This is a genomic window from Agarivorans sp. QJM3NY_30 (assembly GCF_050870855.2).
In the GTDB taxonomy this organism is placed as follows: domain Bacteria; phylum Pseudomonadota; class Gammaproteobacteria; order Enterobacterales; family Celerinatantimonadaceae; genus Agarivorans.
In genome coordinates, this window is sequence record NZ_CP194038.2 from 4,875,394 (window position 1) to 4,888,478 (window position 13,085).

The window sequence follows — 13,085 nt, forward strand, 5'->3', positions numbered from 1 at the left end:
CATTTATCAGTGCCATCAAAAATAATCGTTATTCATTACACAAGCAACTTGCGACACTCATCCTAAGCCACACAACAAGGAAATAACATGATATTGCACGATTATTTGCCATCGGGAAATGGCTATAAAATTAGATTATTACTGAGCCTGCTCGGCCAAGATTATCAACTAAAGTGCTACGACATTGTACAGGGGGAGACCCACACCGAAGCATTTCTAAAACTTAACGCTAACGGTAAGATCCCAGTGTTAGAGTTCGACGATGGCCGCAGTTTAACCGAATCAAATGCCATCTTGTATTACCTTGCTCAAGGAACACCCTATTGGCCTGAGGAATTGTGGCAGCAAAGCCAAGTACTACGCTGGATGAACTTTGAACAATATAGCCATGAGCCAAATATCGCGACGTTGCGATTCTGGTTAGGCCATGCAGGGATGAATCAACAACGCCAAGCACAATGGGCCGATAAAAAAGCGGCAGGCTATGCCGCCTTAAAGGTCATGGAGCAACACTTAAGCGAGCATCGTTATTTTATGGGCGAGCAATTCAGCATCGCCGACATCGCGCTATATGCTTATACCCATGTGGCCGAAGAAGCTGAATTTGACTTGTCCACCTTTCCTGCGATTCAAGCTTGGTGCTATGCCATTACACAAACCACAAACTATGTGGACATCACCGATGATTCTGCGCGACTCAAGCCGTAAGTAAAGCAAAGCCGAGATCACTCGGCTTTGCTTTCGCCCTCACAACTTCACAAGCAGCTTGCCCTGGTTTTCCCCATTAAACAGCAAATTAATTCCATCGATAGCTGAAACTAAACCTTCTAATACATGAACTCGGTATTGCAGTTGGCCCGCTTGTAAATACCCAGCCACCTGTTGCATCAGTTGCGGTGCACGATGTAAATGATCGGGCATGGTAAAACCTTGAATGGTTAAACGCTTCTTAATAATCGTCATCCAGTTAGGGCCAGCTGAAGGGGTTGTTGCGTTATAGTCCGAGATCATCCCACAAACCACGATTCTACCGAAGGCATTCATGTTATCCATTGCCGCTTGTTGGATCGCGCCACCGGTATTTTCAAAATAAATATCAACGCCGGCTGGCGTTAACGCAGCCACCCGTTGCGCAACATCTTCGATTTTATAGTTAATCGCGCCATCAAAGCCCAAATCTTCCACTAACCAACGACATTTTTCATCACTACCTGCAACACCTATCACTCGTAAACCCTCGGCTTTAGCAAGTTGCCCAACCAATGAACCCACCGAGCCCGCAGCACCGCTCACTAATAGGGTTTCTCCCGACTTGGGCTTAGCAATTTCTAATAGACCCTGCGCAGCGGTCATCCCTGGCAGCGCTAATACCGCTAATACTGCTTCTGCCGACAAACCTGAAGGAATAATATTCACCCCCTTGCCTTGACTAATCGTCTGTTCAGTCCAGCCAAACATGCCCATCACCATCGCCCCCACCGGAAAATCAGGGTGCAAGGACTCAAGCACTTCACCAATCCCACTGGCACGCATCACCTCACCCAAACCAACGGGTGGAATGTAACTCTCAGTATCGGCACTCATCCAACCACGCATCGCAGGATCTAAAGACATATGAGTTTGTTTGACTCGAAACTCGCCGGCTTGCAGCGGCTGAGCTTGATGTTCGCGAAGCTCAAAACAGTTTGCTTCTATCGTTGCAGAAGGACGTTTTACCAAATGAATCGACTGATAGTTAGTCATAAAAGCTCCTAAATGAATAAATGACGTTCATACTATATTGTTATCAAGAATGATTATAAATAATCCTTAGCATTGGAATAAACAGCTACTTAAGCTAAACTTTATTGTCTTTCCGACAACAATAAACCAATGAATAAGCTCAGAGCACTACAGTATTTCGCCCATATTGCCGAATCGACCAGTTTCACCAAAACAGCGGAGGCCTTCTCAGTCCCCCCTTCTTCGGTCTCTCGACGAATTAGCGATTTAGAAGCCATGCTTCAGCAACAGCTGTTACAGCGTAGCACCCGGCAAGTAAAGCTGACGGAATTGGGGGCGCTGTATTACCAACAAATAAAACCTGCCCTGCTGCAACTGAATGACGCCGAAGATCTGATCCAGCAACAGAATCAGCATCCCAGTGGCCTACTATCCATTAGTGCAATGCCGAGCTACGGTGAGCAGTGTTTAACACCAATATTAAGCAAGTTCTCGCAACTTTATCCCGACATTATTCTGGATCTACACTTTAGCGACCAATTAGCAAATTTAAGCCGCGACCAGATAGATATTGCTATCCGCAGTGGTCTCGCCCCCGACGAGCGGGTTGTCGCGAAAAAGCTGTCGAATAATGATTTTGTATTGTGCGCAGCACCACACTACCTCGCCACAAAAGGTCAACCCACCAGCCCGCAAGATCTCAACCAACATCCTAGTTTGCGTTATCGTAGCCCCGAGCGAGTTCTCCCTTGGATGTATATCGACGCCCAGCAAGCGTGGCAGACATTGCAGCCCCCCATCCGCTTAATTAGCAATCATGGCAAAAGCATCGTTAATGCGGCGATCCAAGGCGAAGGTATTGCACTATTGCCAGAATGGGGGATCAGCAAACAACTGGCTGAGGGTAGCTTGATGAGCTTCAGTGTTGGCCCCAAAATTTGTCTTACTCCGGCTAAATCCACCGGTATATATTTGTTATATCAAGGGCTTAAGTATCAAATACCTAAAATACGAGTTGCGGTGGATTTCCTACTTCATCATCTTCGCTAAAGAGGATTAATTTAGGGTGACTATATCGATGAAGCCAGCAAGGCCCATGAAGTATCCTCATTGACATGAATCATCAACAGTCCTGCAGCAATCAATCGCTGGCGCTGCCCAAAAATTTCCGCCGTCAACATTGATGACTAAAATTGGCTTTATTCAAGCCCGTTTACAGCTTTCTAACACCTCTCAAAGGTGTTCATTTCGAACAATTATTAGGCGCTAAAAATAAATCACGTCTGGACAAAAGTTTAGTATTGGCCTATCAATAGATAACACAAAGTAATTAACTGTCTTTTTACTCAAATGCAGATAAAAACTTCAACTTTGAGAGTCAAGTGACGAAAATTTGCACTTTTATTTAGGCGATTATTTGTTACGCTTGTGTTAAGGGTAAAGCTTGATTGATAGGTTTTATCTAAGCAATAAGCTCTTAGCAAAAGGATCTGTGTATGAGCGAGCCGGTCAACGACCAACAATATGTGCGCTTTGTCGATGTGAAAAAAAGCTACGATCAACGTAGTTTAGTGGTTAAAAACTTTAATTTAGATATCCGTAAAGGTGAATTTGTCACCCTCCTAGGCCCCTCAGGCTCTGGTAAAACTACCTGCTTAATGATGCTCGCTGGCTTTGAAGATGTCACCAGTGGACAAATTTTAGTGAATGGTGAAGCCATCACCAACGTCGCCCCCTACAATCGCAATATAGGCATGGTGTTTCAACATTATGCGCTGTTCCCTCACATGACCGTTGCTGAAAATCTAGCCTATCCTTTGATGGTGCGAAAATTACCCAGTGAAGAAATCAAGCGCCGGGTGGCCGATTCTTTAGCTTTGGTTGAACTAGAAAGTTTTGGTAAGCGCTACCCAGGGCATCTTTCTGGAGGTCAAAAACAACGAGTAGCCTTGGCCCGCTCGCTAATTTTTGAACCGTCCATCGTTTTAATGGACGAACCTTTAGGAGCCTTAGATAAAAACCTACGAGAGCAGATGCAGTTTGAGATTAAGCGTTTGCACGAATCCATTGGTTTTACTGCAATCTATGTCACCCATGATCAAACCGAAGCGCTCACCATGTCAGATCGCATTGCAGTATTCAACGATGGCGTGGTGCAACAATGTGCCTCTCCCGATATCCTTTATGAACGTCCTAGCAACGCCTTTGTTGCCGACTTCATTGGTGAAAATAACCACTTAGCAGGAACCGTGTTAGAACGCAGCCAAGACTTAGCCAAAGTAAAACTAAGTGATGGTACTGTGGTTTCAGGCAGAGCGATGGATTGCCCAGCAATTGGAGAAGATTGCATACTCGCGGTTCGCCCAGAAAACCTATTCATCCTCAGTGAGAAGCATCAATTCGACAATCTCATTGAAGCTGAATTTATCACCCTATTATACGTCGGTGACTTTATTCGTTACTTCTTCAAACTCAGCGATAAAACTGAGCTGATGGTAAAAGTATTGAATGATCACGACGCCCCCAAAATAGCGACTGGCAGCATGACCAAACTCACTTGGTCGGTCAATGACGGTTTAGCTTTTGATACACCCCCAAGCACTTAACGAATGGTAAAAGGATAGTACCTATGAAACGTTTACTCCCCGCACTCGCGCTAGCTTCGGTTTGTCAGTTTGCCAGTGCAGACCAACTCACTGTGGTGTCTTTTGGTGGTGCCTATGGCGCCGCTCAGCAAAAGCACATGTTAGACCCCTATATGGCTAAAACTGGAAACAAACTATTATTTGAAAACTACTCGGGTGGTATTGCAGAAATTAAAGCCCAAGTCGAAAGTGGTAATATCCTTTGGGATGTTGTCGACATCGAAGTGATCGACTTAGAACGAGCCTGTTCCGAAGGTTTATTAGAGGTCATTCCTCAAGACAAACTCCCTCCAGGTGATGACGGTACACCCGCAGCGCAAGACTTTAGCAAAGCGGCCTTAGCCAACGAGTGTGGTGTGGGTAACATTGTTTGGACCGTACTCTACGCCTACAGTGACGACACCATCAAGGGCGGTACACCAAGTACCATCGCTGATTTATTTGATACCAAGAAATTCCCAGGTAAACGCGCCCTACGTAAACGTCCTCAGGTGAATCTTGAGTGGGCTTTGATTGCCGATGGCGTGCCTAAAGACAAAGTCTACGACGTTCTAGAAACTGAAGAAGGACAAGCAAGAGCCTTCGCCAAACTGGCAACGATTGCCGATGATATCGTCTGGTTCGACAGCTGGTCACAAGCGCCACAACTCCTCAATGACGGCGGCGCGGTCATGGTGCAATCAGCAAATGGCCGGATCTTCGATGCCATTCAAAGTGAAGGGAAACCCTTTGAAATGGTTTGGGATGGCCACCTCTATGATCTAGATGTCTGGGCCATTGTGAAAGGCACCAAGAAAAAAGATCTCGCGCTAGACTTCGTGAGTTTTGCCACTAGTTCTAAACCGCTCAGTGGTATGCCAGAAGTAGCCTACGGTCCAACCCGTAACTCCTCTTATGCCTATGTTGATAAGGCAGTGATCCCTAAACTACCTTCTTCTCACCTCGATGAAGGTTTGAAAGCGTCAGGCGATTTCTGGGCTGACTACGGTGAGTCTTTAGGCGAAAAATTCAATGAGTGGCTGTTGAAGTAATCACTAGATTGACGAAGGCTTTTAGCCTTCGTCTCTTATCATAGAGGTACAGATGGAAACAAACAGTCTCAGCGTGGAAGAGATCTTAGCCGGTAAGAAAATGCTCAAGCGTAAAAAACGCTTGTTGCTAGCCTTTACCATGCCTTTATTAATATTTATCTTTATCACCTTTATCGCACCAATAGCTTCGATGCTCTATCGCAGTGTTTATCATCCTGCGGTCAGCCAATTGGTGCCACTCACCTTGAGTGAGATGAAACATTGGGATGAAACCAGTGAAGAATTACCGAAGCCAGAAATCATCCAACAATTTGCCATCGAATTACAAGACTTAGCCAATCAACGCTTATCAGGAAAATTAGCGGAAGAAATCAATCGGCTTAAACCCGGCAGCTCCAGTTTAATTAAATCAACCGCGCGTAAACTCAAGAAAAAAGACTTGAGTGAGCTGCAACAGCACGGTGCCGAATTCCTATTATCCAGTTCAAAAAAATGGCACGATATTTATTTATGGCGAGCAGTCAAAAAAGCCGGACAACCTTTTACCGACAGCTACTACCTCACCGCTTTCGACTTAAAACGCGACTCAGCGGGAGAAATTGCACAACGAGACACTCAGATTTACCTAAAGCTTTATTGGAAAAGCCTAAAAATTTCGCTGATTATTACCTTATTAACAGCATTGTTAGCCTATCCTTTGGCCTATTACTTGGCCAATGCACCCAGTAAAATAGCCAACCGCTTAATGGTGTTTGTACTCCTGCCATTTTGGACCTCGCTATTAGTGCGTACTACCTCATGGATTGCGATTTTACAAACCAATGGGGTACTGAACTCAATCCTACAAACTTTAGGCATTATCGATGAACCCTTGGAGTTGCTGTATACCCAATCAGCAACAATCATAGCGATGACTCATATCTTGCTGCCCTTTATGATTTTGCCTCTATATAGCGTGATGAAAAATATTGACCCAAGCTATTATAGAGCGGCGCTTTCTTTGGGCTCTAAACCACTACCAGCTTTCATTAAAATTTACTTACCGATGACCGTGCCCGGAGTCAGCGCGGGAGCCTTACTGGTATTTATCATTTCAATTGGCTACTACATTACCCCTGCAATTGTCGGTGGTACCGAAGGACAAATGATCTCCAATATCATTGCCTTCCATATGCAATCGTCAAATAACTGGGAACTCGCCGCAGCCTTGGGCTCGTTATTATTAGCGTTAATTTTGGCGCTGTATTGGATCTATGACCGCCTGATCGGGGTCAGTAACATTAAGTTGGGCTAAACTATGAGTCGTTACCCGAAATACTTTACCTTTTGGCATATCTCGGCACATTATGGTCTGCGTCTCAGCTCACTGCTGGTATTAGCTTTCTTAATGTTGCCGATTATGGTGATCATTCCCTTATCATTTAATGTGGAGCCTTTTTTCACCTTTACTGAAGGCATGTTAGCCCTCGACCCCGAGGCCTATTCATTGAAGTGGTACGCCGAGATTTTACACGATGACAAATGGCTATTAGCGATTAAGAATAGTTTTGTGATCGGTATTTTTGCCACCCTTATCGCGACCGTATTAGGCACTTTTGCCGCCATCGGTTTAAGTAATCCAGCGATGCCTTGGCAACGACTTTGGATGGCGATTTTACTATCGCCAATGATTGTGCCGCTGATCATCACCGCGGCTGGCATGTACTTCTTCTATAGCCAGCTTAATCTGGCTGGTTCCTATATGGGCGTGATCTTGGCGCATGCAGCCTTGGGGACGCCCTTTGTGGTGATTACGGTGAACGCTGCCCTATCCGGTTTTGATTATTCGCTAGTGAACGCGTCTTTAGGTTTAGGCGCCAAACCCATGTTTACCTTCTTCAAAGTCATCATGCCGCTGATCCGCCCTGGCGTCATCTCGGGTGCTTTGTTCGCCTTCATCACCTCCTTCGATGAAGTGGTCGTGGTCCTGTTTTTAGCTGGCCCCGAGCAACGCACCATTCCAAGGCAAATGTTTTCTGGTCTGCGAGAACAGATCAATCCAACCATCCTCGCGGTGGCAACCTTGTTGATCGTTATTTCCGCGATGCTACTGTTCACCATTGAATACCTGCGCGCGCGCAGCGAACGTATTCAAAGCGGTGACTTAGACAACTAAGCCATTTTACTTCGGTTCCGCCCCACCACATTGTTCGGTGGGGCGTCCTTATCGAACACTCGGTGAGGCTTGCTCAGCAATTTTCATCTCAAGTACAACTTGCTCATCCTAATGATGCGCATCGTTTATCGAGCAAAGTCACCTACAAAAGCTTAATGGCTTGCTTCTGAGCGATCAATAGAATCCGCTCGTCATGAATGTTACTTACAACATTCATGACGAGTTGCCTGCGTCCTACCAGCCCGCATGACTAGATAAAATAATGCCGAAAAATCAACGCGCCTGACCATCTTCGATAATTGAAATAATTTCCCCAAAAACTAAGTATCTACAAACAAACTTGTTAAGCTGATTAATCAAACATAAGACGATAGCTAATAGCTATCATAAGGATAGATCTAATCGTTTTTACTTATTAACCCTGAAGCTTGATACTAAACCTATCAAACGAACACACTTATTCATCAAATTTGGAGAGACCCATGTTAGAGAATCGCGAAGGCCAAACTATTCCCAGCGTTACTTTTCACACCCGTCAAAACGACGCTTGGGTAGACATTAGCACCGAGCAACTGTTTAAAGATAAAACAGTGGTGGTATTCGCTTTACCGGGTGCCTTTACCCCGACTTGTTCTTCAACTCATCTACCTCGTTACAACGAGCTAGCGAGTGTACTCAAAGACAATGGTGTGGATGATATTATCTGCCTCAGTGTCAACGATACTTTTGTGATGAATGCTTGGTTAGCCGACCAAGAAGCAGAAAACATCACCGTCATTCCCGATGGCAACGGTGAATTCAGTGCAGGCATGGGCATGTTAGTCGACAAAACAGCGCTCGGTTTTGGTCAACGCAGCTGGCGCTACTCAATGCTGGTTAAGAATGGAGTGATCGAAAAAATGTTCATTGAAGCTGACGTTCCTGGCGACCCCTTTGAAGTCTCAGATGCCGATACCATGTTGCATTACATTAACTGTGATGCCAAAAAACCCGCGGCGATTAGTATCATCACCAAACCGGGGTGTCCATTCTGCATCAAGGCTAAACAGCTCTTGCAGCAACAAGGCTTAAGCTATGAAGAAGTGGTACTTGGCGCGGATGCGACCAGCGTCAGTCTGAAGGCCCTCAGTGGACGTAGCACCGTTCCACAAATATTCGTCGATGGCCAACACATTGGCGGTAGCGAAGAGTTAGAAGCCTACTTGGCCTAAGCCTTATCCGCAGGCGTGTCTCGTAACTCGTCTGCATTTTCTTCCATTATCAGTGATTTATAGGTCGTGAAGATGTCCCAATTAAAACCCAACAAAACCGTTGATGTCGCCATTATCGGCGGAGGTACTGCTGGCCTAGCTGCCTACCGTGCCGCTAAAGAACATACCAGCTCGGTAGTGATGATTGAGGCTGGTCCCTACGGCACGACCTGCGCGCGTGTCGGTTGCATGCCTAGTAAATTATTAATCGCGGCCGCAGAAAATGCTCACCAGTACCACAAATCGGCCCAATTTGGCGTCAACTTAGGAAAACCCAAGATCGATGGTTTTGCCGTCATGCAAAGAGTAAAAGCCGAACGAGACCGCTTTGTTAGTTTTGTCTTAGAATCGGTCGACGGCATCGAAGCGGAACACAAAATCGATGGCTATGCAGAATTTGTCGACCAACATCACCTGAGGGTGAGCCATAGCAACGGCGACACTCTGATTATTAAAGCCAAACGAATTGTTATCGCGAGCGGCTCTCGCCCCGCTTATCCGGCGGCATGGCAGGCCTTGGGCGATCGTTTACTAATTAATGATGACATCTTTGAATGGGACCGCCTCCCAAAATCAGTAGCAGTATTCGGCCCAGGTGTGATTGGTTTAGAATTAGGTCAAGCGCTGCATCGCTTAGGAGTAAAGGTTCTCATGTTCGGTGTTGGTGGTGCGGTCGGTCCGCTCAGCGACCCCGCGCTCACTGAGTATGCGAATATAGTTTATGGTAATGAATTCTATTTAGATAGCGATGCAAAAGTAAGCTTAATTGAACGCAGTGAGCAGGGAGTAAAGTTACGTTATCAAGACCAACAAGGTCAAAGCGTAGAGACCGAAGTCGACTATTTAATCGCCGCGACGGGTCGCCGACCCAACACCGATAAGCTGGGCTTGGACAAACTGAATATTGAATTGGATACCCGTGGCGTCCCAGTAGCCGACCACTACACTTTGCAGACCTCTGTTAGCAATATATTTATTGCGGGTGATGCCAGTAATCAAATTCCACTGCTGCATGAGGCCGCAGACCAAGGAAAAATTGCTGGCGATAACGCAGGCCGTGGTAAAGATATCAGAGCAGGCTTACGTCGTAGTCCAATTGCAGCAGTATTTAGCGATCCGCAAATCGCCATGGTGGGTGAAAGCTATCGCGATATTGAACAACGCTTGGGTAACTGCGGCTGCTTTGAGATCGGCAGTGTCAGCTTTGAAAACCAAGGGCGTAGCCGAGTGATGTTGGTCAATCAGGGACTCGCTCACTTATATGGTGAACAAGGCACTGGCCGTTTTTTAGGCGCAGAAATCATCGGCCCCAACGCTGAACACTTAGCGCATTTACTCGCCTGGGCACATCAAGCAAAAATGACGGTATCACAGATGCTAGACATGCCCTTCTATCACCCGGTCATCGAAGAAGGTTTACGCACCGCCTTACGTGACCTCAATGCCAAATTACACCTTGGCCCAGAAATGATCGATGCCTGTATGGAGTGCGGCGTAGGCAGTTAAATCGCGAACCACCACCGCAACGAAACTGAACAAATTCTATCAACAAAAAGTTAATAGAATTTGTTTATATAGCCACAATATGCATCAGGGCTTACCATCTCGCGCTGTTTGCTCTATGCTACTTATAGTTTTGTTGGTACAGGGATCGTCGACGCAAACATTTATGCCTATTTTTCGCCTATTCGCCACGTTGGGTTTAGTGATCGTGTTGTTATCTGATTACGCCAATGCTGCCACAGCACTCAAGAGCAGTGCTCAACATATTTATATTGCCGAAGATCAGCAAGTATTGCCGCATCGCTACGCAAATATTCGCCATTGGCTTGATAGTTTAACCGAGGTGAATCGGGTCGCCTTAACGGGTGGCAGCTACTGGTTAGTTAAGCAACTCAATATCCAGCAAGCAGATCAATGGCTCGCCAGCGTCGATGGTCCTAATATCGAGAATATAGATTATTATCTTTACTCTGAAGGTAACCAGCTCCGCCATCTTAGCAGCGGCTATTTGCACCCTTACGAATATCTGTTCAGCTATGCCCGACATATTGACACGCCAACTTTGGGAGGTTATTGGCTCATCGCCCGTGTATCAAGTCACTATTATACCGAGCAGCCGCAACTTAATTTCGCGCCCAAAGCAGAACTAGGCCAGTTATACCACCAACGGGCGAGTTTAATTACCCTCTGCTTAGGGGCCTTACTGATTTTGGCAATCTATAACGGCGCTGTCAGTATTGTTCAGCAAGACAAAGTATTTGCCCTTTTTAGCGCTTACTTGCTAGCGATAACTATTTCTTTAGCCTTGGTTTTTCAAGTCACCGTTCACTTATTTAATCTACGAGCACTGAGCATACAATTGTTACCACTGCTCACAATTCCAGTTTTCAGCGTATTGTTTTATAGTCGTTTTCTTGATCTCCAACGATACTCGCCGCGGTTATGGTTAATCAGTCGGTATTTAATCGCGCTTTGCCTACTGGCAATCCCCGCCACCACAATTTGGCTGAACTATACCGTCGTGATCATTTTCAACTTAATCCTACTATGGATAACGCTCACGCTGGTCAGTGCGATGGTCTGTTGGCGAAAAGGTTCTGAGCAGGCAAGATCATTCATTTTACCAACCCTATTATTAATCGTACCTGCACTGCTAATCGTGTTATCAGTGATCCCCAAAGACACCACGACCTTACTCGCTACCGATATTTTATTATTACTTTGCTGTACCTTAAGCGGCTTAAGCATGTCGCTGGCATTACACTATAAATTTAAACGCTTAGCGCTTGAGTCATTGAAAGTGAACCAACAACTCAACCTGGAGCGTGACGCAGCCAGACTAGACGCCTTAACAGGCTTACAAAATCGCTATGCCTTTAACGAATATGTGAGTCAACAACTCACATTTACCGGCGAGCAAAACTGCTGCCTAGCCCTAATTGATATCGATTATTTAAAAATTGTGAATGACCAATCGGGACATCAAGAAGGAGATCGCTTAATCAAACTGGCCGCCGAAGCTTTAAATATGGTGTTAACTGATCGAGTTGAACTATTTAGGATCGGCGGGGATGAATTTGCGGTTTTTTCCAGCCAGCTTTCTGCGAGCGAACTTCAAGAGAAACTCAGTATCGTAGACAAGGTTATTCAACTCAATGGTGCGGCACACAGTGGGATAAGCTTTGGCTGTGCCAACACCAATAGCTGTCGCGACGCCGAGCAACTTTTTTATCGCGCCGATATGACCATGTACCAACAAAAAGCACAGCGTAAAAGCAAAGCCAAATTGGTTGTCGCTCCCAGTTATCCTTAAAGCCTACTCGCATTAATATGCTTAAAGGAGTCATCGATGCCACAGCAAGCAAACCAGACAAACCATTCAATGAACGACGCGACGGCGATATCCTTGCCAATAGTGGACTGATCAATAAAGTCATGAGAAAACAAGGTTCACCAGAACCAAGTATTAAGCCGTATAATTGCCAACACGGTAGGCATTTATACCCGCATCGTTTTGGCCCGCCAGCCATCGAGACTTGATAAGCTTGAATGAGATCCAGAGCTACAGTATTAGATCATGAGTGAAAAATTAAGGGGGACTCATTTGAGTCGACTAAAACGATGATTGTAATTAAAGCGATTACCAGTGAACAAACGCTCGCCATTCGCCAGCAAGTATTATGGCCCAAACATGATATCAACTTCTGTCGTGTCGCCGAAGATCAACAAGGGCTGCACTTTGGTGGTTGGCTTGAACAAAAATTAGTCATTGTAGCCTCGCTATTTGTTAGTCAACGAGAAGTTCGCTTACGTAAATTTGCTTGCTTAGAGCAATATCAAAACCGCGGATTTGGAAGCACCATGCTCCGTTACCTAATCGAACAACAACAAAACCAAGCGCAATCCGATACGTTTTGGTTTGACGCCCGCTATACAGCCATCACCTTTTATCAACGTTTAGGCTTTCACGTCGACAGCGAAGTATTCTACAAGCACCAAATTGCCTACGTTAAAATGTCCCGCGACCTTGTTGCAGCAAGAACTGAAGAGGCAAACACATAAAAAAGACGAAAAAAAGGAGAAGCTAATAGCCTCTCCCATTTTCTGTCGGTCAACAAAGGTCAGATCTTATTTCTTTATCGCGCCAATCCTTAGCGCGATGTATTTAGAGTAATGATAGCGTTTTCTTGATGCAAGTTTTTTCCCCTAAAATCATAAGAAACTAGATCAAGCTCACTTAAAGTTGCCATTAAAGTGACCTAGATCAATGAAGCTAATT

At 45.5% G+C, this 13,085-nt stretch carries 11 protein-coding genes; 10 read left to right on the forward strand and 1 reads right to left on the reverse strand.

Annotated features, from left to right (window positions below; genetic code table 11):
• The first annotated feature begins 87 nt into the window (after positions 1-87).
• Entirely contained in the window at positions 88-708 is a 621-nt protein-coding gene (locus ACRRSX_RS22190; protein ID WP_432455423.1) for a glutathione S-transferase family protein, read from the forward strand.
• 39 nt (positions 709-747) lie between these two features.
• Here ACRRSX_RS22190 and ACRRSX_RS22195 read toward each other — a convergent pair whose 3' ends face one another.
• Positions 748-1,743: an NADP-dependent oxidoreductase gene (locus ACRRSX_RS22195; RefSeq protein WP_432455422.1), complete on the reverse strand. Its 996-nt coding sequence runs from the start codon at positions 1,741-1,743 to the stop codon at positions 748-750.
• Positions 1,744-1,872: 129 nt separating this feature from the next.
• Here ACRRSX_RS22195 and ACRRSX_RS22200 point away from each other — a divergent pair, with 129 nt between their 5' ends.
• From ACRRSX_RS22200 to ACRRSX_RS22240, 9 genes are all read left to right on the forward strand, one after another.
• A complete protein-coding gene (locus tag ACRRSX_RS22200) occupies positions 1,873-2,772 on the forward strand; it encodes a LysR family transcriptional regulator (protein ID WP_432455421.1) in 900 nt (299 codons plus the stop codon).
• Between the two features lie 446 nt (positions 2,773-3,218).
• Entirely contained in the window at positions 3,219-4,328 is a 1,110-nt protein-coding gene (locus tag ACRRSX_RS22205) for an ABC transporter ATP-binding protein (RefSeq protein WP_432455420.1), read from the forward strand.
• A gap of 23 nt (positions 4,329-4,351) precedes the next feature.
• Positions 4,352-5,398: an ABC transporter substrate-binding protein gene (locus tag ACRRSX_RS22210; protein ID WP_432455419.1), complete on the forward strand. Its 1,047-nt coding sequence runs from the start codon at positions 4,352-4,354 to the stop codon at positions 5,396-5,398.
• 52 nt (positions 5,399-5,450) lie between these two features.
• The gene (locus tag ACRRSX_RS22215) at positions 5,451-6,692 is read left to right on the forward strand and encodes an ABC transporter permease (protein WP_432455418.1); all 1,242 of its coding nucleotides are present in this window, start codon (positions 5,451-5,453) and stop codon (positions 6,690-6,692) included.
• 3 nt (positions 6,693-6,695) lie between these two features.
• Entirely contained in the window at positions 6,696-7,553 is an 858-nt protein-coding gene (locus ACRRSX_RS22220; protein ID WP_432455417.1) for an ABC transporter permease, read from the forward strand.
• Positions 7,554-8,035: 482 nt separating this feature from the next.
• A complete protein-coding gene (locus tag ACRRSX_RS22225) occupies positions 8,036-8,764 on the forward strand; it encodes a glutathione peroxidase (protein WP_432455416.1) in 729 nt (242 codons plus the stop codon).
• A 72-nt stretch (positions 8,765-8,836) separates the two neighbouring features.
• Entirely contained in the window at positions 8,837-10,309 is a 1,473-nt protein-coding gene (locus ACRRSX_RS22230; RefSeq protein WP_432455415.1) for a dihydrolipoyl dehydrogenase, read from the forward strand.
• Positions 10,310-10,472: 163 nt separating this feature from the next.
• Positions 10,473-12,119 carry a diguanylate cyclase domain-containing protein gene (locus ACRRSX_RS22235; RefSeq protein ID WP_432455414.1) on the forward strand — a complete coding sequence of 549 codons (1,647 nt, stop codon included), beginning with the start codon at positions 10,473-10,475 and terminating at the stop codon, positions 12,117-12,119.
• A 308-nt stretch (positions 12,120-12,427) separates the two neighbouring features.
• Positions 12,428-12,868, forward strand: a complete 441-nt coding sequence (locus tag ACRRSX_RS22240) for a GNAT family N-acetyltransferase (RefSeq protein ID WP_432455413.1) — start codon at positions 12,428-12,430, stop codon at positions 12,866-12,868.
• Positions 12,869-13,085: the final 217 nt, after the last annotated feature.

Excerpts from the sequence above, each read along its gene's own strand:
- ACRRSX_RS22200 (WP_432455421.1), top strand. The coding sequence starts at position 1,873 with ATGAATAAGCTCAGAGCACTACAGTATTTCGCCCATATTGCCGAATCG.
- ACRRSX_RS22190 (WP_432455423.1), top strand. The coding sequence starts at position 88 with ATGATATTGCACGATTATTTGCCATCGGGAAATGGCTATAAAATTAGA.
- ACRRSX_RS22240 (WP_432455413.1), top strand. The coding sequence starts at position 12,428 with ATGATTGTAATTAAAGCGATTACCAGTGAACAAACGCTCGCCATTCGC.
- ACRRSX_RS22235 (WP_432455414.1), top strand. The coding sequence starts at position 10,473 with ATGCCTATTTTTCGCCTATTCGCCACGTTGGGTTTAGTGATCGTGTTG.
- ACRRSX_RS22215 (WP_432455418.1), top strand. The coding sequence starts at position 5,451 with ATGGAAACAAACAGTCTCAGCGTGGAAGAGATCTTAGCCGGTAAGAAA.
- ACRRSX_RS22210 (WP_432455419.1), top strand. The coding sequence starts at position 4,352 with ATGAAACGTTTACTCCCCGCACTCGCGCTAGCTTCGGTTTGTCAGTTT.
- ACRRSX_RS22225 (WP_432455416.1), top strand. The coding sequence starts at position 8,036 with ATGTTAGAGAATCGCGAAGGCCAAACTATTCCCAGCGTTACTTTTCAC.
- ACRRSX_RS22195 (WP_432455422.1), bottom strand. The coding sequence starts at position 1,743 with ATGACTAACTATCAGTCGATTCATTTGGTAAAACGTCCTTCTGCAACG.
- ACRRSX_RS22205 (WP_432455420.1), top strand. The coding sequence starts at position 3,219 with ATGAGCGAGCCGGTCAACGACCAACAATATGTGCGCTTTGTCGATGTG.
- ACRRSX_RS22230 (WP_432455415.1), top strand. The coding sequence starts at position 8,837 with ATGTCCCAATTAAAACCCAACAAAACCGTTGATGTCGCCATTATCGGC.
- ACRRSX_RS22220 (WP_432455417.1), top strand. The coding sequence starts at position 6,696 with ATGAGTCGTTACCCGAAATACTTTACCTTTTGGCATATCTCGGCACAT.